The 24712-nt window shown below is 39.7% G+C and carries 18 protein-coding genes; 9 read left to right on the top strand and 9 right to left on the bottom strand.

Annotated elements, in window-relative coordinates:
* Positions 1–10: 10 nt before the first annotated feature.
* Positions 11–3052 carry a DEAD/DEAH box helicase gene (locus KO473_RS05120; RefSeq protein WP_005822663.1) on the top strand — a complete coding sequence of 1014 codons (3042 nt, stop codon included), beginning with the start codon at positions 11–13 and terminating at the stop codon, positions 3050–3052.
* A 10-nt stretch (positions 3053–3062) separates the two neighbouring features.
* On the opposite strand, the gene KO473_RS05125 is transcribed toward KO473_RS05120, so the two are convergent.
* Together KO473_RS05125 and KO473_RS05130 are read right to left on the bottom strand one after the other, a co-directional pair.
* The gene (locus tag KO473_RS05125; RefSeq protein ID WP_005822660.1) at positions 3063–4397 is read right to left on the bottom strand and encodes a carboxypeptidase-like regulatory domain-containing protein; all 1335 of its coding nucleotides are present in this window, start codon (positions 4395–4397) and stop codon (positions 3063–3065) included.
* A gap of 34 nt (positions 4398–4431) precedes the next feature.
* Positions 4432–5232 (bottom strand): hypothetical protein, encoded by an 801-nt coding sequence (locus KO473_RS05130; protein ID WP_005822658.1) that lies wholly within the window; start codon positions 5230–5232, stop codon positions 4432–4434.
* Positions 5233–5897: 665 nt separating this feature from the next.
* Here KO473_RS05130 and KO473_RS05135 point away from each other — a divergent pair.
* Positions 5898–7190 carry a retropepsin-like aspartic protease gene (locus tag KO473_RS05135; protein WP_005822656.1) on the top strand — a complete coding sequence of 431 codons (1293 nt, stop codon included), beginning with the start codon at positions 5898–5900 and terminating at the stop codon, positions 7188–7190.
* A 52-nt stretch (positions 7191–7242) separates the two neighbouring features.
* On the opposite strand, the gene KO473_RS05140 is transcribed toward KO473_RS05135, so the two are convergent.
* The 5 genes from KO473_RS05140 to KO473_RS05160 all read right to left on the bottom strand — a co-directional run bounded on the left by KO473_RS05140 (position 7243) and on the right by KO473_RS05160 (position 11421).
* Positions 7243–8523 (bottom strand): kelch repeat-containing protein, encoded by a 1281-nt coding sequence (locus tag KO473_RS05140; RefSeq protein ID WP_005822654.1) that lies wholly within the window; start codon positions 8521–8523, stop codon positions 7243–7245.
* A 205-nt stretch (positions 8524–8728) separates the two neighbouring features.
* On the bottom strand, positions 8729–9022 hold the full coding sequence (locus KO473_RS23350) for a hypothetical protein (RefSeq protein ID WP_005822653.1): 294 nt from the start codon (positions 9020–9022) through the stop codon (positions 8729–8731).
* Between the two features lie 4 nt (positions 9023–9026).
* Positions 9027–9698, bottom strand: a complete 672-nt coding sequence (locus KO473_RS05150) for a nucleotidyltransferase domain-containing protein (RefSeq protein ID WP_005822650.1) — start codon at positions 9696–9698, stop codon at positions 9027–9029.
* Entirely contained in the window at positions 9695–10039 is a 345-nt protein-coding gene (locus KO473_RS05155; RefSeq protein ID WP_005812276.1) for a hypothetical protein, read from the bottom strand. The genes KO473_RS05150 and KO473_RS05155 overlap by 4 nt, the downstream gene beginning before the upstream one ends.
* Complete coding sequence (locus KO473_RS05160) at positions 10036–11421, bottom strand: radical SAM/SPASM domain-containing protein (protein WP_005822648.1); 1386 nt, start codon at positions 11419–11421, stop codon at positions 10036–10038. Before KO473_RS05160 ends, KO473_RS05155 begins: the two co-directional genes overlap by 4 nt.
* A gap of 358 nt (positions 11422–11779) precedes the next feature.
* On the opposite strand from KO473_RS05160, the gene KO473_RS05165 reads away from it, so the two are divergent.
* The 5 genes from KO473_RS05165 (at position 11780) to KO473_RS05185 (ending at position 17264) form a co-directional block, all read left to right on the top strand.
* A complete protein-coding gene (locus tag KO473_RS05165; RefSeq protein ID WP_216035089.1) occupies positions 11780–13132 on the top strand; it encodes a sensor histidine kinase KdpD in 1353 nt (450 codons plus the stop codon).
* A 9-nt stretch (positions 13133–13141) separates the two neighbouring features.
* On the top strand, positions 13142–13819 hold the full coding sequence (locus KO473_RS05170) for a response regulator transcription factor (RefSeq protein WP_005822642.1): 678 nt from the start codon (positions 13142–13144) through the stop codon (positions 13817–13819).
* A 63-nt stretch (positions 13820–13882) separates the two neighbouring features.
* Positions 13883–14719, top strand: a complete 837-nt coding sequence (locus KO473_RS05175) for a Cof-type HAD-IIB family hydrolase (protein ID WP_005822640.1) — start codon at positions 13883–13885, stop codon at positions 14717–14719.
* A 554-nt stretch (positions 14720–15273) separates the two neighbouring features.
* Positions 15274–16749 carry a cysteine--tRNA ligase gene (cysS, locus tag KO473_RS05180; protein ID WP_005812284.1) on the top strand — a complete coding sequence of 492 codons (1476 nt, stop codon included), beginning with the start codon at positions 15274–15276 and terminating at the stop codon, positions 16747–16749.
* Between the two features lie 110 nt (positions 16750–16859).
* Positions 16860–17264 (top strand): PaaI family thioesterase, encoded by a 405-nt coding sequence (locus KO473_RS05185; RefSeq protein WP_005779558.1) that lies wholly within the window; start codon positions 16860–16862, stop codon positions 17262–17264.
* Here the strand turns inward: KO473_RS05185 and KO473_RS05190 are convergent.
* Both KO473_RS05190 and KO473_RS05195 read right to left on the bottom strand, forming a co-directional pair.
* A complete protein-coding gene (locus KO473_RS05190; protein ID WP_032530739.1) occupies positions 17254–18135 on the bottom strand; it encodes a DUF3108 domain-containing protein in 882 nt (293 codons plus the stop codon). The two genes, KO473_RS05185 and KO473_RS05190, sit on opposite strands and share 11 nt — an antisense overlap.
* The gene (locus KO473_RS05195; RefSeq protein ID WP_005822637.1) at positions 18071–19993 is read right to left on the bottom strand and encodes an Ig-like domain-containing protein; all 1923 of its coding nucleotides are present in this window, start codon (positions 19991–19993) and stop codon (positions 18071–18073) included. The genes KO473_RS05190 and KO473_RS05195 overlap by 65 nt, the downstream gene beginning before the upstream one ends.
* Positions 19994–20098: 105 nt before the next feature.
* On the opposite strand from KO473_RS05195, the gene KO473_RS05200 reads away from it, so the two are divergent.
* On the top strand, positions 20099–23206 hold the full coding sequence (locus KO473_RS05200) for a glycoside hydrolase family 2 TIM barrel-domain containing protein (protein ID WP_005812290.1): 3108 nt from the start codon (positions 20099–20101) through the stop codon (positions 23204–23206).
* 340 nt (positions 23207–23546) lie between these two features.
* Complete coding sequence (locus tag KO473_RS05205; RefSeq protein WP_005812297.1) at positions 23547–24707, top strand: efflux RND transporter periplasmic adaptor subunit; 1161 nt, start codon at positions 23547–23549, stop codon at positions 24705–24707.
* The last annotated feature ends 5 nt before the right edge of the window (positions 24708–24712 follow it).

The raw sequence follows: 24712 nt of genomic DNA on the forward strand, positions 1-24712 counted from the left end.
ACCGGACAGAATGAAAAAAGCACTTTCCACCAACCAAGTTGTCATTGTACTCGTAGAGCACCCTGTTCTGGGGATATTACTCATCCCCTACACTGTCAGCCGAACCCCTGACAACACGTTGGAAGTGATCGAACAAGCTTTCCATGCCTCTCCCGATGCGATCAAAAAAATGAATGAAGCAGAACAAAAAGCCATTGACATTGCTTCTCATTATACTGAAAAATATCTGATGGGAGTCTATTCCCGTGAAAAAACAGTCCCTAAATTCCTCCGCAAACTGGCCGAGGACAATAACAAACTTAAAGAACAAATCCGTCCTTTCATAGAGAAGAAACTGTTGGAGATGTTAGAACTGATACGCACCAGGCAACTTCCGTTTTATCAGAAACCAAGTGGAAGCAAGCAACTCTATGAACACCATGCATACCGTGTCCATCCCCACGATTTAGAAGCCCATTTCTCTTTTAAAGTAACCGAGGAACATTTCAGCTATCAACTGCAATGCTACTATGACGACCTGCCGGTTTCACTGATGGAACAAAAACCTGTCACTGTCCTCACCTCCAATCCTGCCACCTTATTGCTGGGTATGGATTTATTCACTGTCCCCCATATTGAAGCCTCACGCTTACTGCCTTTCACCAAGAAAGAACGTATCAGCGTGGACGCTTCATTGACTGAAAAATACATAGACAATATCATGATTCCCCTTGCATATTACCATGAAATCAATATTCAAGGAGTCAAAGTGATCAGAGAAAGACGTCCGTGTGATGCTTATCTCTACCTTGAAGATACAATCTATAATGATACTTTGTTACGGCTTGATTTTCGTTATGGAGACCGGACTTTTTCACCTCATGGTTCCGATGGAATCAAGAAAATCATCTTCCGGGAGCAAGAGAATGGACAAACTGTCATCCACTATTTCCAACGTAACTCAACTGCCGAGAAGCAGGCAATCCGTCTGCTTCAAAAAGCCGGATTACAATGTGTCAGTGATTCCCATTTCAAACTATCGCCTATCGCTCCCGAAAAAAACATTACCGAGTGGGTCAGCCGTCACCGGGAAATGCTACTGGAAAAGTTTATCTTATCAAGTGATACGCACAAGAAGCCATACTATCTTCCGGATATCCGGATAGAACAGGATTACGAAGATGGCCCCGACTGGTTCGAATTACATATCAATGTCGTCATAGACAATCAGAAAATTCCCTTTAGCCGATTCCGCAAAAATATACTGGACAACAACAGGGAATATCCCCTCTCTGACGGACGCATTATCCTCCTCCCCGAAGAATGGTTCACCAAATACGCCAATCTGCTTGAGATAGGTAAAGAATCAGGTAAGAACATCCGACTGAAGCGTCCTTTTGTGGGTGTAATAAAATCGATCCTGGAAAAAGGTCCAGGTATAGCAACCGGCGTCCGATTGGAGAAACCAATCCCTGTACCTGCAGGGCTCAAGGCCAATCTTCGCTCCTATCAGCAGAAAGGTTTCTCATGGATGGCAAACCTATACCTCGAAAAATTCGGAGGATGTCTGGCCGATGATATGGGCCTTGGAAAGACCTTGCAAACTCTTACACTTTTACAATACATCTACAAACCGGGAACAGCCGCCTCAACAAATCAGGAAACAAACAGCCTGGAAGAGAAAGAAAACACCCAAGACTCTCCTGTGCAAAAGGAAGCTTTCTTCGATGAAAAGGGGCAGTTATCACTTTTTCCGGTAAAAACCGAAGCCCTCAACGCCTCCCGAAGCGGACAAAACGACTTGCAATGTGCTGTACTAAATCAAAAGAAAAGCCAGACACCACGTCTGCATGCCACCCTTATTGTTGTGCCTACCTCGCTTTTGCATAACTGGAAACGGGAAGCATCCCGTTTTACCAGCCTGTCAATAACGGAATATAACGGAAACTCCACCAATGAAATCAATCGTTTGTCAAAGCACTTCGACCAATATCATCTGGTCTTTACCACTTATGGCACGATGCGCAATAATATTGCGACTTTATCCCAATATAAGTTTGAGTACATAGTTCTCGATGAAAGTCAAAACATAAAAAACAGCGAATCACTTACATTCCGTTCAGCGATACAATTACAAAGTAAACACAGGCTAATTCTGACAGGAACTCCTATTGAGAATTCCCTGAAGGATCTTTGGGCACAGTTTCATTTTCTACAGCCTGAACTTTTAGGAAACGAGACAGCGTTCAGCAAACAGTTCGTCAACGCCATCCGTCAAGGTGACGAACGGATGAAGTTTCGTTTACGACAACTCATTTCCCCATTTATACTACGCAGAAGCAAGCAGGAAGTAGCTCCGGAACTACCGTCATTAACCGAAGAAGTGATTTATTGCGACATGGCAAAGAAACAGAACGAGCTCTACCAACATGAAAAGAACAGTCTCCGGAACATTCTGCTGGAACAGACCGTAGAGAAGGGTCAGCAACCGCTCATAGTACTCAACGGGATTCTCCGTTTAAGGCAACTCGCCTGCCATCCGCAGATGATTTTACCCGGTTTCATCGGTGAATCCGGTAAACTAAACCTGATTATAGAGACCTTCGAAACACTCCGGAGCGAAGGCCATAAGGTCCTGATCTTTTCTTCTTTCGTTAAACATCTGGAATTGGTGGCCGATGAGTTTCGTAAACGTCAATGGGATTATGCTCTTCTAACAGGCTCTTCTACCAATCGCCCGGAAGAGATTGCACGCTTTAGCCGTGACCCCAGAATACAAGCTTTCCTTATCTCACTAAAAGCCGGAGGAGTGGGCCTCAACCTGACACAAGCAGACTATGTGTTCATCATCGATCCCTGGTGGAACCCGGCAGCCGAAGCACAGGCCATTGCCCGCGCGCACCGTATCGGACAAGACAAACAAGTAATTGCTTACCGTTTCATCACGCAAGGAAGCATAGAAGAGAAAATCATACAGCTACAAGAGGAAAAACGAAAACTGGCGGAAACTTTCATCACAGAAACAGATCAGCTCCCCACACTAACCAACCAGGAGTGGGCGGGACTTTTGTAAACTTCCCCCTCTATTTTTCCCGGTTTATCAGATGTAACTCCGTACGTTCAAAATCAGACAATTGCACCTCGTAAATACCTGCATCTCCCAGCTTGCCATCCATATCCTCAGTGCATCCTCCTACAATAATCAACTTGTTCTCCGTACAATACAGCCCGCTTGCCCTTAAATTCAAATCAATCTGATAAGCTTTTACCTCATTGCTACAAAGATTATAAACCTGTATCACACCGTTCTCCAGAATATAAACCTTATCCCCACCACGAGTCATAGCCGCCTTACTTATTGAAAACCACAAATTTCCTCTATTCTTCCAAATACCGGTAGTCAGATCATAAGTGAGTATTGCCGATAAGGGCCTTTGTCGATATCCACCAAACAAGAAAACAGTATGACCCATAAGAATTCCATTTGTTTCCATTCCTAAAGGCATCTTTCCTACCTTATACCAAATGCCTTTTTTCAAATCAAGCATGTGTATCTTATCTGAATATTTTTGCCATCCGTTTTCTGCCTGATAGGTAGATCCTCCAAAGACTATTAATTCATTATCATAAATAAACGCAGCAGCAGAAGCGGCTTGATGCGGATTCACTGGGTCTGTTAATAATGTATCCTGATGTATATTATATATCTCTACCGTCTCATCAAGATACTCAATCTTCCGATTAGTTGAAAAACGTTTCCCACCCATAATATAGATTTTCCCATCATTGTAAAGGGCCGAATGATAAGCACGCTCCCTCAACTTTTGGCCTGAAACAGTCCAAGTATTCGATGTAATATCATAAATATATATTCTATTACTATACTTTTCATAAATAAATCCTGTGGGAAGTCCACCGGAACCTGTCAAATCATAGTCAGTAGGAGGTTTCACCTGCGACCGGTCTCCACCCGTAACGTATAATTTATTTCCGCATGGGACCATTGCAAACGAATATAAAGGTACCGGCATTGAAGATATTTGCGTATACGGCACACGCAAATAGAACTTCCTGACTCCATAAGCAGTCACTTCCTCCAATTCTATCGGCGCCTCTTCCAATGAGATAGAGTTTTTCTTTTTCAATAAATCCCTTACAGGAAAGCGTTTGGTCAGATAGCCCACAAAAGAAATACAGATTGTATCAATCCCCTGCAGAAGTTCTCCGTCTTTAATGATGAACTCACCTTTTTCATCAGACATGGTAATGCTCACCCCCTTATCCGAATAAATATTCGCTCCGGACAGAGGTTGCCCGGTCTTTGCATCCAGTATCTTCCCGTTTATCTGTGCCGACAGGCAGGCCGTATAACTGAGAAGAAATAAAACAACGGTAAACTTACATACATGACTTTTCATCCGATTTCAAATTAAGTCCCATGGTATTCCTACCCTATTGAGATACTGCACTGATCACCTGCACTGTATATACACTCTCCACTTCCGGGTATTCATCTGTAAACTGATCCAGGAGATTCTCGTAAAAGCCATAAGGCACCATAGCCTCGCTCCTTGTCTGTAATGGATAATACCTCTGAACAATATACGTCCTTTCAACGCCATCCAACTTTATTTCATATTTTCGATATGAACTATTCCCCACCTCAAAAGAACTACGGGTAAAAGTCCCCTCTTTATATTTCTCGCCGTATTTATCCGGATAGACATACGCAGTTCCTCCTTGATCCTTTGTATATATAAATCGATAACCACCCCCTACTTTTACAGGAATGGAAGCCAAAGCTTTTTCTTTCAATTCCTTTTGTGCAGCCACCGTCATCCCGTCGCCTTTTACATAGGCATCCAGCTTAACAATCTTCATTTTATCAGACCGATAATCTATTTTCACTTTGAGACCTGCAGATTCTCCTTTCGCATCGGTAATTGTCACTTCCGCATCGCCAACGCCCAGAATTTCGTAGTTGAAAGCATTCGGGAATTTATCCATATTCACTTTGAGGATATCAGAATTACTACTTACCGTATAAGGTCTTTCCCCACCATAAATGGTGATGCACGTCTGATTTGTATTCGGATAATAAGCAGTCCAGACACCATTTTCAATATTATTAAATGAATCATCCCCGATTCTCAACGGATCGGATTCCTCCTTATCACAGCCCGCCATACCTAACAGAAAGGCTGTCGCCAGTAAAATAAAGCATAGATTGCTTCGTAATGCCTGAGTTTTCATGTTTTTGTATTTTTATAGTTACTTATCCGACAAATATATGTTTTTTTTGTTTAGGAAGAACTTATTTTCTTCTTTTTTAGAGGATTATCATCTAAGAAATCATTTGAAACAGCCTTATACCAATCATTTTATTTTTTATCCTCTCTAAATCATTGAGCATCTCCAGTTATTTTCAGCCATAGAGGAGAATCAGGAACATTACAATATACTGTGATGGTTTTCCTAAAATTTTCACCAATATTCTTCAAAGTGAAAGTACAATGCAGGGGATTAGCTAAAGAAGATTCTCCAAGATCAATGAGACTTTCAGAGTACTTGGCTTTTAATTCGATTAAATAATCAAAGTTATTATTGAATATATTCTTATAATGTTGCTTTAGTACTAAGATTTCATCTTTAGTTTTTTCTAATTTATTTATTGTTTGCTTAAATTTTTCTTCATTATAACGTGTTTTTTATATGGAAGCATTCTATTTTCTTATTTTCCGGGTATTATAACATATATTCATTTCGGTCCTTCTTAATCAAAAGAAAATCCAAATAAATATTCTACCATATTAATTTAAAATACTTCAAGCACCCCAAACAAGATTAACAAATTTTGGAAAAGAATATTTGCTATCATCTATAAGACTTACCATATTTGTAAACAACACCATAATATTATGAAAAGAACAAGCTTGATTTTAGTAATTCTGAGTCTATGTTTTTCATCATATGCTCAATATACTGATCAAAAAGTTGCAGATTTGATCAACACGTACGATTATTTGGAACTAAAAAGGGTCTATCCTACTATAAAGGATAGTTTAGCATATCCAATGATAGGATTAATGGCTGAAGCTGGTATAAATTGCGCATTTAATCAACCACATGAGGCTATAAGCCTACTTGATTCTTTATTAAATAACTATTCAGCAGATTTGGGTTCATCTGCGGTTATAGCTTATACAATAATAAAGGCGGAACAATTATCTAAAATAGGAAAATATAAAGAGGCTGCTGAAACTCTAAAAAAAGTGAACGACTACGATAAAGACGCAGAAATGCAGACAATGATATATAATTACTACAAAGGGTACAAAAATCTAAGCAATACGCCTAAGAGCGAAGTCATAAGACAATCTCCTAACTCTGAAGTTATTATAGACATGATTACAGACATAAAAGGTGCAAAACACTATTGGTACATTCCAGTAGAAATAAATGGAACAAAAGAACCTTTTATATTTGATACCGGAGCAGCAATTCATATGGTTTCGACCTCATTTGCAAAAAAGCACCACATAAAGGTTGTAGCAGACTCCATGTCCATAACAGGTATATCAGGTGACATTGTCTATTCAAAAGTGGGAGTTGTAGATACACTCAGAATAGGTAATATTACCTACACTAATGTAAAAGTTAATATACTTGACAATATTTTTCCCAAAACAGATTCGTTGGTATATATTATGGAAGCTGTATTAGGTAATCCTTTCATGGAAGCTATAGGTCAAACAATAATATACCCTAAAGAACAGAAAATAATATTCCCATCTCTTTCACAAGATTTAAATATCCAAAAACGACCTTCTAATATGATTAATTTCATGGGTAGTGTTGGAGTAGAAGCTTTCTATAATAATCTTCGTTTACTTTTATTCTGTGATACAGGTATGACTATGGAAGGATATATTAATTATGATTTCTATCAACAAAATAAAGATAAATTGGGAGAGCTAAAACTTAAAGAAGATTCTGTCAAGGCTGGTGGAATAAGTGGATTTATAGTTAATAAAAGCTATTCAATATCTGATTTCCCTTTAATTATTGATAAACACAAAACAAATATGCATAAGTTTTCTATCATGAAGAATGCTAATCGCAAATACAATGGCTATTTAGGAGTTGACTGTTTCAAAAATTGCAAAGAGATACTTTTAGATTTTAAAAATATGATAATAATGGTAGAATAAGAAAAAACAATAAAGTTCAGTTTCTATACAATAGACAGGATTCACCGAATGCTTACCTTTTATTGTTATAATAATAATCGATTTCTGTTTTATCAAATTCTTTCAGATCAATACTATATACATTGCGCGAGGGATCTCCCATATAAAATCCTCCCAAAATATATAATTTCCCATCAAAGTAATACAAAGCTGGAGATTTCAATTTCAGATCTATCATATACGAACGAACTTGCCTGCTTTTTATATTGAACGTCTGCACAACACCTTGTTCAAAAATATAAATTATATCATTATGATAAGCTAAACTGGGCCAGCCAAGCCGATATAACAAATGTCCGGCATTGGTCCATGCGCCTGTCAATAAGTTATAACATTCAATACTCCAGCCGCCACCGTTACTATTTCCGATTAAATAAATACAATGATCAACCAGAATTGCATCAGGAGCTTGCCTAATCGGCATTTTTCCCAACTCATACCAGTAGCCGGATTTTAAATTCCATAAATGCATTTCATCCGAATAGACTCCTTCATTATTTTGCAAAACCTTTTTAACACCGCCTAAAACAATCATATTATCTTTATACACAACGGATCCCAATAGAGTCGCTTGATGCGGATTAGTATAATCTGTCCAAACGGTATCACGCTTAATATCATATATTTCTATTGCATTATCCAGATAATCAACAATTCTGGTTTCAGACAATCTCTTTCCCCCTAAAATAAAAATTTTTCCATCATAATAACCCGCCGTATGATATGCCCTTTCTCTAAACTTATGCCTGATCGTCTCCCACTTATCTTGCTTGATATCATATCTATACATCATGTTACTATATTTTTCCCAAAATAGAGTAGAACGTATATTACTCTGAAAGGGACCGCACGACGTACTCCCTCCTACAATATAAATCTGCCCATCTACCAAGACCGAAGCAAACGAATAGACTCCTCTTTTCAATGGAGACAATATTTCATAATGCAAAAAGCGATTTAAATGCCTATTGCTAAAAATAGATACTTCTTCCAAAACCCGATTATTCTCTATCAAAAAAACGGTACATCTATTTTTAATTAAATCACCATAAGACAATTTCTTGTGCAAATAATTAATATGAGAAAAATATAAAGTATCATTCAATGACAACGAATCATATTTCTCTAATGAGAACACACCCTTTTCATCACTGATAGCTATGACTCTCCTATCTTTCAAACAGATATATACATTTGAAAGAGGAATACTATCCTTTTCACTCACGACACACGCTCTGTCCTGGGCTTTCCCAGTTACATAGCAAAAAAAGAATATTAAAAACAGACTTCTCATATAACAAATATTAAATAAAAATCAACCTTGAACCATAACATTTATAGGTTCCAATGCAATGATCCAAGGTTAACTACCTATATTTAGCAACATATATTCAAGCTGAGGGGACATACATATATAAATAATAAATGCCTGTCAGCAAAGATGCACAAGAGGAATATAGAAATTATCTTTTATACACTTTAATAATATAGATACCCGATTATGTCATTGCCATACAATGATCAAAGTCATCTCCTAAACAAAAAGAATCCGAATTGCATCCTTGATGTTCATCAATGCCACAACCAACAAAATAAGGATCACAACTTTCCGTTGGACAAATTGTCATACCTTGTAAAGCACACTTGCAAGAGTCCATTAAAGTACAATCTCCTCCGCCTCTCATGTTTTGCAGATCTTGCATACTCAATAACTCAAGTCTTTCTTCAAGACCCATCTCATCATTAAACTCAACTATTTGAGTATTTAATGAAAACATTTTATCTTTTTTCATGATTTCAATAATTAATTAATATATAATTTTCAAAATAATAGCGCATCAAAAACAATGAATTACCATGATAAGGTAGACACACTTTCAACAAATTATATAAATATGCATCCTTTTTTTTAATCAAAGTAAAAGGATCTCGTCCTTCTATCTTAGATGTAACCTTGTTAGAATACTCTTTCAGGACAAAGAGAGTAACTATCTTATTTACAACCAAATACAACACCTCCTTTCTATGAATAATATCTAAATTGTTTCTGTTCAATAGATGTAAAATATGATCTTTTATTTCTCTGGATAATATACTCTTGAACAATTGCCTTTTCAAACAAGCATCATCTATTTCACAACATATAGCATTCAACATATTTCCACTATCATATACACACTGCGAAGAATAGACATATCTTAGAGGCATATTATGATAACTATATAAATATTTATCCATATTCCGTCGAATACAAGCCTTAGAAAACACAAATATACTGATACTCTTTCCTTTATATAAAAAGCTCACCGCATATGAACATTTCAGTCTTTCTGACAATAATAGTAAGTCAATATCACTATTCTTTTTGAAAGTTCCATCTGCAACAGAACCTGCTATGGCTATGGAATCATTCGGAAAAACTAAATGCAAATAATCAATAATTTCATGTGCAATTTCTATGTGCTTCATCTTATTTTCTTCACAATTATTGGTCTCTTCCTATTTTTATAGTTCATATCTTCAAGAATATCTAATAATAAAATAACAGATGCTTCTGAAAAATCTTCTTGCAATAATCCCCGAAGGCGAATAGCACTAGATTGATCTATCAAATCCGATTCAATACAATTTAATAATTTCACAGTTTGCTTTTCCAATTGAAATAAAAAAAAGTCAGGATTAAATAAATCTCTATTCTCTATATACCTCAATACATTCTCTATACAAAACTCGAAATTAGAAATAGCACATTTTTCTAATAGATCCTCTTCCGTCAGCAACATAACAATAGTAGAAATATCCACCTTCATAAAACATCATAATTATTCTCTAGAATCTCCTTACAAACTGTTTTCATCAAATATTTGAAACTTTGTGGATACTCATTACAATTTCCAAAACTTATTTCACCAGATTTTCTTAAAGATCTGACCAAACACCCACCACCACAAAAAAGTACAAATTTACATTGTATACATTTTGTATCGCTAACTCTATGGCCAAACCATTTAATCGATTTAGTATCATCAATACAAAAATCAGGTATATATCTTCCAACCCTATGTTCTGGCAAACCAACTACATCCCAACAAGAATATAAATCTCCAAAAGGATCAAAAATAATATTATTTGTCTGAGCTCCACAGAAACTCCCCTTATATGAATGTTTTCTATTCAATAATAAATTTTTCAACAGAGCCAAAGTCCCACAGTCTTGACAAAAGATCTTTCGTTCAGTTATCTCTTTGTTCTTTATTTTATCATTATAGTATTTCAATAAATCCAACTGCCCCATTTGAGAATGTTGAATTTGTTGTTTAACATCAACCTCCTGACGTAAAAGGGCACAATAAGCTCTGAAATTTTTATATTTATACCACCCTTTATCTTCAAAAAAACTGAGTAAGTCATGAATCTTATTGATTGTATACAAATCAGAATTTATCCGCACATTAACAGGAATACCGCACTTTAATAAAAAATCAATATTATTAGTTATTTTCATAAAAGAATCGCTATTCTTAAAATGAGGTTTTCTCTGATTTTGAATTTCTTCAACTCCATCAACAGTTATCTGAAACGAAAATAAATTACTATTTTTTTGTAACATAAAAGCATAAGCATCTATATCATATCCATTAGAAGTAACCCTAAAAGTATGATCAATCCGCTTTCCTTTTTCCACTATATATGATATGACATCATAGTTTTCTCTTAAAAGGGGCTCCCCTCCGTACAATGCTATTGTTTTAGAACTTTGATTTACCTTATCCTTTTCAGTAATTATTTCAAAGGCTTTATCAACCTGTTCCAAAGTCATCGTCCTCTTAGATAAAGAATTACACCCATTTAATATATTATCTTCATAACAATATATACACCTCAAATTACATGCATATGAAACTATAAAATGAAAATTATATTTTTGAAATAAATGATTCTCACGAGCTCTATCGGACAGACCTTGAACCAATTTTATTTCTTCACTTTTTGTTAATGGTGTCACATATCCTCTTTTCTTCAATTTACTTAGAATAACATCAGGCAAGTCTTCCAGTTTTTGTCCAGTTTTCAGAGCCCAATAAACATCTTCATTTACTATGTCAAAAGCTTGAGTATATCCGTTTAAAATAGCGAATAAGTTTAGCTTACTATCTACATTCACTAATATATTATAAGATGATGTTCTCATATTATTTTATTATAAGATTATAGTATTGGAATTTCATCACTCACAAATTTCTGGATCTCGGCACTACTATTTTAAATTGTTCCTTCAATCCAAACCCATCCCGTATCAGTCAAAACCCAAGTTCCACCTTTTATAGAATCTAATTCTTCTGGTGACAATTTTTCTAATATTTTTTCCATCTTATTATAATTTTGGTATGTTGCAAACATAGTGCAATATCCTTTAATTCTTTATAACAAACACCTAATACCTATATACTCAAAACTATATTTTTTAATTATATAAATTATTAGAAACCATTTCTTTCATCAATTAAATATCTATTTATATCTTTGTCACACTTCAAACAAAAAAAATCATGAAAAAAGAACTACTGCTTACCATCTTAGCTTCTATAGCCTTAATCCTTCTTCAAGTTTTCTGGATAAACAGTATGTATCAGAAATATGAGAATCAATATACGGAAAAAATAAATAAAGCATTTCTTAACGCCATCGAAAAGGAAGTAGGCCTTCGTTCCATGCATATAGAACAATCAAAGCACTCTACAATCTTTATAAAATCTGTTGAATATATGTCCGAAGAAGAACGAGCCGGATATAAAGGAGACACCATTGATTTAGTGCATTTAGAACAAAATGGAGTAGCACGAAACGTCTCTGAACTCCTTACACAAATTAAGCAAGATAGATTACTAGCGATTCAAAAACCTCCGATTCTATCAATCATTGATAGTCTTTTTCAAGATGAACTCTACGACCTAAACATTAATCACTATATTACTCTACGTAATAAAGAAAAACAAATAATAGATTCTGTTGGAAACGCTCATCTACAATCCCATTTTCAAATCATTACAAACCAAAAGCCAATTGGCACCAAAGGACTCCTCTACATACAAATAGAATCAGGACTTCCCAATGACACGATCTTATCTCAAATGCTCTATTCTCTAATAGCATCCATATTGATTGTCGCTATAGTATTAGGATGCCTTATTTTTCAGCTAACCGTCATTCGTAAAAAGAACGAAATATTAAAAAATCGCGAAGCAAGTGTAAATGGAATAGTCCACGATCTAAAATCACCATTAAATGCACTTATAACTCTAACTTGTTGGCTCACAAAAAATGAATCAGACCACAAAAAGAAACAACTAATGAACGAAGTTATCAAACGAGCCAAACACTTAACAACACAAATTGAGTCCATATTAATCTGTGCCAGAGGTACAACACAGCACATCATTTTACAAAAGACAAAAATAAACATAGAAGAAGTAATTAAAACAGCCATCGGAAATATCTGTATAGACTTAAGTTCAAAACCACATAGTATTGAAATAGTGAACGAGTCATCAAACATAGAGTGTTTAGCTGATCAACTCTACATAGAGAATGCCATAAAGAACCTAATAGAAAATGCTCTGAAGTACTCTAATGATGGAGTGAAAATACAAATAAAAATAGTTGAAATTAGTCAAGGCATACAAATAGAAGTAAAAGACAATGGCTGGGGAATCGCTCCTAAATACCAAAAGAAGATATTTAGTCAGTACTATCAGGTTCCCCGAGAAACATCGCAAATCCAGAAAGGATATGGCATAGGATTGTCATACGTTAAATATATAATTCAGGCACACGGTGGAAAAATACGGTTAAGAAGTCGAGAAAATGAAGGAAGTACGTTTACTTTTTATATTTCAAAATAAGATAAAAAGATGGAAGAAAAACTCAAAATTTTTTTTATTGATGACGATATCGCACTTGGACATATATATACCATGATTCTGCAGGAAGAAGGTTATGAAGTCCTTTATCAAACTTCACTAAACGGAGCAAAGGCTTGTATCGTTGAAACACATCCAGACATGATCGTACTCGACGTAGAAATCGGAAATAAAAATGGCATTGAGGCTGTACCGGAATTGAAGGCAATAGCCCCTAATACTCCTATATTATTTATATCTTCACACACAAATAGCCAATTGATAGTCCAAGCACTAAGTGCAGGTGCAGTAGCTTATCTGAAAAAACCTTTTGAAATTGATGAATTAATTGCATATATCAAGAGATATGCAATTTCACATCCATATCAAATAAAGATAGGTTCTCTTTTATTAGACGCAGACACCCAATTGCTATGCACTAAAGAATTGAAAGTTATTAAACAACTGAGCGAAGCAGAATACAAACTACTTAAACTTTTGGTTGCTTATAAAGAACAACTTGTTGAACGTCGGCAAATAGAAGAAGAACTATGGGGGAAAGCAAATGGAAATGAACAAGGAATAAATAATTTAATATCAAAACTACGCAAATACCTGTCTATTGACCCTACCATAGAACTCGTAACTATACCCAGAAATGGTTATAAGCTCTCAGTAAATCTAAGTTAATTCAATATTCATCTCAGAAAAACCACTACCTTTGCACCCTCAAAACCCAAACAAAAGCGACTGATGAAATACAAACTCCTCGTACTCGACTTGGACGGAACACTGACCAACGCTAAAAAAGAGATAACTCCACGCAACCGAGAAGCACTGATACGTGTACAACAACAGGGTGTGAAACTGATACTTGCATCGGGACGTCCCACCTTTGGTATTGCACCCTTGGCCGACGAACTGCACATGAAGGAGTTCGGCGGATTTATCCTCTCCTATAACGGCGGAGAAATTATTGACTGGAGTACCGGAGAGATCGTTTATGCCAATGTATTGCCGGACGAAGTGATACCTCGGCTATACAAATGCGCCACACGCAACCAACTCCCTATCCTGACTTACGACCGGCAATATATCATCACTGAATATCCCGATGACGTGTATGTCCGGAAAGAGGCTTTCCTCAATAAAATGCAGATATATCCTTCCAAGGATTTTCTGAAAGATATCCGTCTGCCGCTTCCTAAGTGCTTGATTGTGGGTGAGCCACATCGTCTGATTCCCATTGAAGCCGAACTTTCGGTAGAACTGCAAGGTCAACTGAATGTTTACCGCTCGGAGCCCTTCTTCCTCGAACTGGTGCCACAGGGAATAGACAAGGCACAATCTTTATCTGTCTTACTTAACAAGCTGAACATGAACCGGGAAGAGATGGTGGCTGTAGGCGACGGCTACAACGATCTTTCAATGATTCAATTTGCCGGATTGGGTGTAGCCATGGGCAATGCACAGGAACCGGTAAAGAAAGCCGCCGACTACATTACCCTTAGCAACGAGGAGGACGGTGTAGCTGCGGTCGTAAACAAGTTCTTTACAAAAGCACCCGAGAAGGGGGAGACAACAGCTTAAACACAGAAATTAATAAGAAAGCAAGTTGATTTCTCCATGATATTAACGCGTTATATATAAGTATATTATCATTCATCATACTAAACTTATCTCAGCCCGTATACCCGGGCCGGTGGGCCCGGGTATGCGGGCTCATGGGCACAGGTATGCGGGCTTATGGGCCCGGGCATGCGGGACGAGATAAAGTCCGGACCATTTTCACTAAAGATACTAAGGAAAAGGAAATGCTTTAAACGGCATAAACAGATAGATAACACGCTATATACAATTACAGATCAATACCTTATCCATCAAAAACAGTGGGTGGAAGATGGAAGATAAAGGTGGAAGATAAACGGCTTGAAAACGCTATCTTCCACCCATTCATTTCGTTGATAATTAGACAAATAAACAGAAAAAGGTGGAAGATGGAAGATCGGAATGCATTTTTCGTATGAATGGTCCGATCTTACATCAGACACATATACTTACAGAGAATAATCCGGCAGAACACGTCCCAATTCAAATTATTTATTCTAACTTTGTGGTTTAAAACAGAATAAATCTCAAACGTTATGGAACATCAACTGACGATTTACAACACTTTAGATAGAAAAAAAGAGCTGTTTGTGCCTTTGCACGCTCCACATGTGGGCATGTATGTCTGCGGACCGACGGTATATGGCGATGCACATCTGGGACATGCCCGTCCGGCCATCACGTTCGACGTACTCTTCCGTTATCTCACCCGGTTGGGCTATAAAGTGCGATACGTGCGTAACATTACCGACGTAGGCCACCTGGAACATGACGCAGACGAAGGGGAAGATAAAATTGCCAAGAAAGCCCGTCTGGAACAACTGGAACCCATGGAAGTAGTGCAATACTACCTGAACCGGTACCATAAAGCCATGGAGGCACTGAACGTACTTCCCCCCAGCATTGAACCACATGCCTCGGGACATATCATCGAGCAGATCGAATTGGTAAAAAAGATTCTGGATGCCGGCTATGCATACGAAAGCCAGGGTTCGGTATACTTCGATGTAGCCAAATACAATAAAGACTACCACTATGGTAAACTCTCGGGACGCAATCTGGACGATGTACTGAATACAACCCGCGAACTGGACGGACAGGAAGAAAAACATAATCCTGCCGACTTTGCCCTTTGGAAACGGGCACAACCGGAACACATCATGCGCTGGCCTTCGCCATGGGGTGACGGTTTCCCCGGCTGGCATGCCGAGTGTACAGCCATGGGACGTAAGTATCTGGGCGAACACTTCGACATTCACGGAGGAGGCATGGACCTTATCTTCCCGCACCACGAATGCGAAATCGCACAGTCGGTAGCTTCACAGGGTGACGATATGGTTCACTACTGGATGCACAACAACATGATCACCATCAACGGCACCAAGATGGGCAAGAGTCTCGGAAACTTCATCACGCTGGATGAATTCTTCAGCGGCTCACACAAATTGCTGACTCAGGCTTACAGCCCGATGACCATACGATTCTTTATCTTGCAGGCACACTACCGCAGTCCGGTGGATTTCAGCAACGAAGCATTACAGGCAGCAGAAAAAGGACTGAGCCGACTGATGGAAGCAGTGGATGGTTTGGAGAAAATCACTCCTGCAGCTACTTCGAACGTCGACGTAAAAAGCTTGCGCACGAAATGCTTTGAAGCGATGAATGATGACTTGAACACTCCGATTGTGATTTCACATCTCTTTGACGGAGCCAAGATGATCAATAATATCATTGCCGGAAACAATACCATCTCTGCCGATGACCTGAAAGAACTGAAAGAAGTATTCCATACATTCTGCTTCGATATCCTGGGCCTGAAAGAAGAAATCGGCTCGTCGGACGGACGTGAAGCCGCTTATGGGAAAGTGGTCGATATGCTGCTGGAACAGCGGGTGAAAGCAAAAGCTAACAAAGACTGGGCTACGAGTGACCTGATCCGCAACGAACTGACTGCACTGGGATTCGAAATTAAAGATACTAAGGACGGATTTGAGTGGAAACTGAATAAATAAAATCTCAGAAAATTATTTAAAAGCACCACAAAGGACGCGGAGGGAACAGGACTGATAACTTTTTCTGTATACTCCGCGTCCTTTTGTAATAAATCGGAACAGATATTAAAATGACAGCACAAGAATTCTTTAAAAATGACCTTTTTGCCACCAACGCAGGTGTAGAGTTGATTGAAATAAGGGAAGGATACAGTAAAGCAAAACTGGAAATCAAGCCCGAACATCTGAATGCAGGACAACGGACACAGGGAGGTGCCATCTTTACTTTGGCTGACCTGGCACTGGCAGCGGCAGCCAATTCACACGGCACACTGGCCTTCTCCCTTTCTTCCAACATCACCTTCTTACGGGCCAGCGGACCGGGCGACACGCTTTATGCCGAAGCACGAGAACGCTATACAGGACGCAGCACGGGTTACTATCAGATAGATGTAACCGATCAGGAAGGCAGGCTGATAGCCACCTTTGAGTCAAGCGTATTCCGAAAAAAAGACGAAGTTCCGTTTACTTTGTAATGATAGAGGTCTGGGGATGACGGTAACCGCTGACACTCCGCAGGAATGCTTTGGCCGAACCAAAGTTAAGGTGCATATCCAACCGTACCGGAAGATGATTCCGGTCGTCTGTTACATAAAACGTTATAACCTCTTTCTCCTTTCCCTTTTTATTGTACTCTACCAGTGAGAATATCAGACAGCGATAGGTCGTATCGTTTTCGGCAGTAATCTTCTTGATACCCCTGTAAATGAGGGTCTGCTCTTCTACCTTACGCCCTGTCGCCATCGGAAACTGAATACGTTGGCCGACGGTGTAATCTTTCGGATCGAACGAACGGGCCTGCGCCAGAATACTCAACATATCATAAATACACCGGGTATCGCTTTGCTCTGTCTCTGTGACACTCCCATCCTTACGCACCCGTTTCTGGTTGACGTAGCACATCCCGTTACGGAAAGAAAAACGGGCCTCATCAACGGTATAACGTTTTCCTTCTTCGGCACCTTTCCTGAAATAACGTGGCTCGAGTTTCTCCGTCATGACACTCGTTAAGGTATCCCGCATCTTAAAAAAGAAATCGGCTTCCTTACTGCTGATGGCCAGCAGATTGACCCGATAGGCAGGTTCGGAATGATACGTTGTGGAATTGGTAGTCAGACTGGCCAAGCCTACTTTCTTCCAGATGAATTTCCAGTTGAAATAGAGTTCGTACATGACGTGCTCACCGGATTTAAACGCATCGTTTTTCGCTTCACATTGTGCGTTACCCGACAATGGGAAAGCAAAAAGCAGAGCAATAATAAGACATACCAACTCTTTCCGCCTAATTGTTACGGCGGTTACGGTTAGCATTTTGACTATCTCGGGTCTTTTTCTTCTTGTCTTCATCTGGTTTCTGTTTTTTAAGTTCGTCCGGCTTTTGCTTATCCAGAGACACAGCCGTCACATTCCAGTCCTGAGTGGCATCCCAGTTCGCTTTAAATTCAATGATATGCGGATAGTAGTATACCATCTCCGGCTGTATACCCTTTTCGTAGTCACCGGGATCCCATACTCCGTTACCGTTGGTGTCATTAATCAACCGGGCTCCATATTTGCCGGGATTCAGATAATAGAACTCCGCCCTCCCGTCAACCACCGGACGCCGTCGAAGCACTTTATCCTGATTATCCAACAGTTCGACAAAAGCAATAGAATCTGCTCCGGTTATATTGAGGAACACGTTACCATATTCTTCGATCTGGCGAACCTTGAAAGCTTGTTTTATTTTATTGGTAAACAAACCATAAATACCATGAAAAGCTGTAGAGTCAACGGCAAACTCATACTCTCCCCCGGGTTCCCAGTCATAATAGAGATTATAGCGGCGCACATCCAGTGAATCATGTTCGAACTCAAAAGAAACATCCGTCCATATCGTATCTACCTTCTGTCGAAGATGGATAGCGGCACTGTCAAAGCGCGCGACCGGTTCTTCGAAAGTCAGGGTAATATAATCGAATACGTCCATAGATGAAGGCGCGTGAGTATTTACCGACAAAAACTTGGTAGGTTCGGGCTCATCGTCTTTCTTCTTTTTCTTTTTAGGTTCTTCTTTCTTCACTTTCTTCGCAGCCAACCTCAGCGTATCTGTACGTGGGACCAACTGATTTAACGTATCTGTGTACAAATAGTTCAAACTCAACGTAAGCGTATCCTGCTTATAGAGCAACGAGTCGCGTATCCAATAATGGATAGTATCGTTACGGAATGTTTTTTCTACAATAAAAGCGTCCTTTTCATCGAAGTTCAGTCCTTTCAGTACAGGTAAAGAGTCCGCCGGAGCCGAAAAATACAAAGAAAACTTTTGGGGAGTAAGGCGTTCACTCTTAACCAGATATTGTGAAACAGAAGGTGTTTTGAACGAACGGAGCACAATATTATCGGGCAGGTAATAAGTATACTTCTGTTCAACAATAGTATCGATAGTCAGTGAGTCGACCCATGTGGTATCCTGACGTATTCTCTCTTCAAAGCGGGGAATAATCAATGAATCATTGAAAGCTACAGCTTCGGCTTTCTGATTATAGAAAAAGTTCTGATCGGCATCCATCAAACCGAAAATACGATATTTACCCGGTGCAACTCCACGAATCGTAAAATGCCCACGACTATCGGTGCGAGCCACACGATCAAAAGGTAATTTGGTAAAAGCCGAGTCATTCAGGTTGGAATGAAGCCCCACTAACATACCTTTTATAGGCTCCAGATCGGAAGCCTCAAGTAATGTGCCCGACACCTCCATCGTATCAATGGAAGCTCCCGTAGAGAACGTAAACGCAAAGTTACCAAGCGGGTTACCTTCATTGTTATCAACAATGGCATCGGAGAAATCGATAGTATAAGTTGTATTGGGTTTTAAAGAGTCGAGAAGATTTACGGTGATCCGCTTTCCTCCGGGTTTTATTTCGGGTTGTTGCAATTGGGGGGGCGAAACCACTACCTTTTCATTAGCCTTCTCGAGCTTAATGAACTCATCGAAATCAAGAACAATCTTTGACTTTTTATTATTTACAGCTCCTGCTGCCGGCGCACTGCCGATGAAGCGGGGTGGCGTTTCATCAAAAGGTCCTCCATCCGGACGCCCCATACTGGCACAAGAATAAAGAGTAGCCATCAAAATAGCGACGCCCAACAGACTACGGATGAATCGTTTTTTTCTATGTATACTGTCTTTTAACATGCTGCAAAAATAAACCTTATCCATTAATTAATGCTATACTTTACACTAATTTATTCAAAAAGAGTCTGCTTGACAAGACAAAAAACGTATCTTTGACCAACAATTTACAAACCTAATAAGATTAACCCCATGAAAAGACAACTGCTGACTTGCTGCCTGGCGATATGTAGCCTCGCAACCATGGCTCAACATGACGAATGGAAAAACCCCGAAATTAATGCGGTAAACCGTGCACCGATGCACACCAATTACTTTGCTTACTCTTCAAGTGAAGAAGCAGCGAAAGCTGACAAAGAAAACTCAAGTAACTTTTTAACCCTGAACGGAATCTGGAACTTCAACTGGGTGAAAGATGCCGATGCACGTCCGACCGACTTCTACCGGACTGACTATAACGACAAAGGATGGGGACAAATGAAAGTTCCCGGTGTATGGGAAATGAACGGTTATGGTGATCCTATTTATGTGAATGTAGGTTATGCCTGGAGAAACCAATACAAAAACAACCCGCCTTTTGTACCCATAGAAAACAATCATGTAGGTTCATACCGGAAAGAGATCATCATCCCTGCCGAATGGTCAGGAAAAGAGATATTCGCTCACTTCGGCTCGGTAACCTCAAATATGTATTTATGGGTCAACGGTAAATATGTAGGCTATAGCGAAGACAGTAAACTGGAAGCCGAATTTAACCTGACCAATTATCTGAAACCCGGTAAAAACCTGATCGCCTTCCAAGTATTCCGCTGGTGTGATGGAACATATCTGGAGGATCAGGACTTTTTCCGCTATTCCGGAGTAGGACGTGACTGCTACCTATACAGCCGCAATAAGAAATATATTCAGGACATCCGTGTAACGCCTGATTTGGACGCCAATTATACAAACGGTACACTGGATATAGCACTCAACCTGAACGGAAGCGGAACGGTAGAACTGAATCTGGCAGATCCGACAGGGAAAAACGTAGCCACAGCCCAAGTTAGCGGAAACGGTAAAAAGTCTGTTGGCATGAACGTAGACAATCCCGCAAAATGGACCGCAGAAACACCCAATTTATACACATTGACTGCAACATTGAAAAGTGGTAACAATACCACCTTGGAAGTGATCCCGGTCAAAATAGGTTTCCGCAAAATAGAACTGAAAGGCGGACAAATCCTGGTAAACGGTCAGCCGGTGCTTTTCAAAGGCGCCGACCGTCATGAAATAGATCCGGACGGCGGATATGTTGTTTCACGTGAGCGCATGCTGCAAGACATCTTACGAATGAAACAGCTGAACATCAATGCCGTGCGTACCTGTCACTATCCGGACGACAATCTGTGGTACGACCTTTGCGACCAATACGGCATTTACGTAGTGGCGGAAGCCAATGTAGAATCACACGGAATGGGATATGGCAAAGAGACACTTGCCAAAAATCCATCTTATAAAAAAGCACATCTGGAACGTAACCAACGCAACGTACAAAGAGGGTATAACCATCCTTCCATCATCTTCTGGTCTTTAGGGAACGAAGCCGGATACGGTCCGAACTTCGAACAATGCTACACATGGATCAAGAATGAAGACAAAACGCGTGCCGTACAATACGAACAGGCAGGCACCAATCAGTTCACAGACATTTTCTGCCCGATGTATTACGATTATGATGCCTGCAAGAAATATTGTGAAGGCAACATAGACAAACCCCTGATTCAGTGCGAATATGCCCACGCCATGGGTAACTCACAGGGTGGTTTCAAAGAATATTGGGATCTGATACGTAAATATCCGAAATACCAGGGCGGATTCATCTGGGACTTTGTTGACCAAGCCAACCACTGGAAGAATAAAGACGGTGTAGATATTTACGGATACGGCGGCGATTTCAATAAATATGACGCTTCGGACAATAACTTTAATAATAACGGTTTGATCAGTCCCGACCGCCGTCCGAATCCGCATGCCCATGAAGTAGGATATTTCTATCAGTCCATCTGGACCACTCCCGCAGACCTTGCCAAAGGAGAAATAAAAGTATATAATGAAAACTTCTTCCGCGACTTGTCTGCATACTATATGGAGTGGCAATTACTGGCAGACGGCGAAGTAATGCAAGCCGGAGTGATTCAGGACCTGAACGTGGCTCCACAACAAACAGCTACCCTTAAACTGAATCTGAATACGGAAAATATCTGCCCATGCAAAGAACTGCTACTCAACGTAGCTTACAAACTGAAATCCGCCGAAACATTGATGCCGGCAGGAAGTACAGTGGCATATGACCAGTTGACCATCCGTCCGTACAAAGCCCAAACTCCGGAATTAAAGAACCGGAAGGCATCTAACATTGCCGTTCATGTACCGGTTATCAAAGATAACGATCATAACTACCTGATTGTAGAAGGTGAAAACTTCATTATTGAATTCAATAAACACAATGGCTATCTTTCTCGCTACGAAGCAGACGGCATACAGTTATTGAATCAGGGAGCCCAACTGACTCCCAACTTCTGGCGTGCTCCTACCGACAACGACTATGGAGCAGGATTGCAGCACCGGTATGCCGTATGGAAAAATCCGGGACTGAAGTTAACTTCTCTGAAACAGAATATTGAAAACGAGCAGGCGGTTATTCAGGCAGAATATGACATGAAAGCCGTAAAGGGTAAATTGTTCCTGACTTACGTCATCAACAATGAAGGCGCCATCAAAGTAACTCAAAAGATGGAAGCCGGCAAAGAAGAGAAAGTTTCTGATATGTTCCGCTTTGGCATGCAAATGCAAATGCCCGAGAACTTTAATGAAGTAGAATATTATGGCCGCGGTCCGATAGAAAATTACGCCGACCGTAATCACTCTACCATGCTTGGCAAATATCGCCAGACAGTTGCCGAACAATTCTATCCATATATCCGACCGCAGGAAACCGGAACCAAGACCGATTTACGTTGGTGGAGAGTATTGAACGTCAGCGGAAACGGCTTGCAGTTCGTAGGCGATACTCCTTTCTCTGCTTCTGCCCTGAACTACAGCATCGAATCTTTGGATGACGGAGCACAGAAAGACCAACGTCACTCTCCTGAAGTGCCGAAAGCTCCTTTCACCAATCTGTGCATTGACAAGGTGCAGATGGGATTAGGATGTGTCAACAGTTGGGGAACACTTCCGCTTGAAAAGTACCGCGTACCTTATCAGGATTATGAATTCAGTTTCATCCTGACACCTGTACGTCATAAAGTCAACATGTAAGGAATTAAAAAGAAGCTCCTCAAAGCAACAATCAAACAGTGATCCGGAGTGTTCCGGATCACTGTTTTTATATATACCTTCTCCCGCTCCACTTATGCAGTCTTTCCAACGAGAATGACAGATACCTTTTGACAGCTTTTTACGCAACACCTATATTAATTAGAGAAAAACATAGTTAAAAAACAGCTATTCAAAGAACATCAAGATGGAAAAAAGAGTACTTTTGCGCAGAAAACTGATTAAGTACATTCGGTTTTCTCTCCCTTATCATTGAAGGGTTAGCACGATAAATCACATTACCACAAAATGGACATCATTATAAATTGAATATAAAGAAGGTATGAAAAGTAAAATTGTTTTATTTGCATTTTGTTTAGCCCTCCTGTCGAGTTGCGGCAAAAAGGGATTTGACCTGAGCGGGGGAACCCCGGAATGCGCAGTGCAGGTGCTGCAACCCACTACAGTAAATCTGAAGAGTTCCTATCCGGCCACTATCAAAGGTAAACAAGACGTAGAAATCCGTCCGCAAGTATCGGGATTCATCACAAAAGTTTGCGTAGACGAAGGTTCTATGGTACGCAAAGGACAGATATTGTTCATCATCGACCCGGTACAATATGAAGCCGCTGTCCGTTCGGCCAAAGCAGCTGTAGCTACTGCAAAAGCCGGAGTGAACACACAAGAAATCACAGTGAACAACAAACGTGAATTGAATAAAAAGAATATCATCAGTGATTACGACCTGGCGATGGCAGAAAACTCTCTGGCATCTGCCAAAGCACAACTGGCTTCCGCACAGGCACAACTGATAAGTGCAGAACAAAATTTAACCTTCACCAATGTAAAAAGCCCTTCAGATGGTATTGTCAACACAATTCCTTATCGTCTGGGAAGCCTTGTCAGCCCTTCTATCCAAACTCCGCTGACCATCGTTTCGGACATTAACGAAATGTATGTCTACTCTTCACTGACTGAAAAAGATCTATTGGCACTGGTACGTAAAGACGGTTCTCAGATTTCAGCTGTAGAGTCTTATCCGGAGGTAGGGCTTGAGCTATCGGACGGAACCACCTACGCCGATAAAGGTAAAATGTCCACCATTAGTGGTGTCATCAACCAAAATACCGGAGCAGTAAGTATTCGGGCCACTTTCCCTAACAAAGAACATTTGCTGAGAAGCGGTGGTATGGCCAACCTGATCGTACCCTATCATCTGGAAAATGCAATTGTTATTCCGCAAAAAGCTACAACGGAAATACAAGACAAGAAATTTGCTTTCGTATTGCAGCCGGACAATACTGTAAAGATGACTGAAATAAATGTTTTCAATGTGGATAACGGACACGATTACGTAGTGACTTCCGGCTTGAAAGCTGGTGAAAAAGTGGTCTTGGATAATGCCAGCACCCTGAAAGACGGACAGGCAATCAAACCAGTTACTCCGGAACAGGCTAAAGCCAATTTCCAACAAGCACTTGAAGAGAAAAAACAAGGAAAATAAAATCA

The organism is Bacteroides sp. HF-4919 (assembly GCF_018860125.1).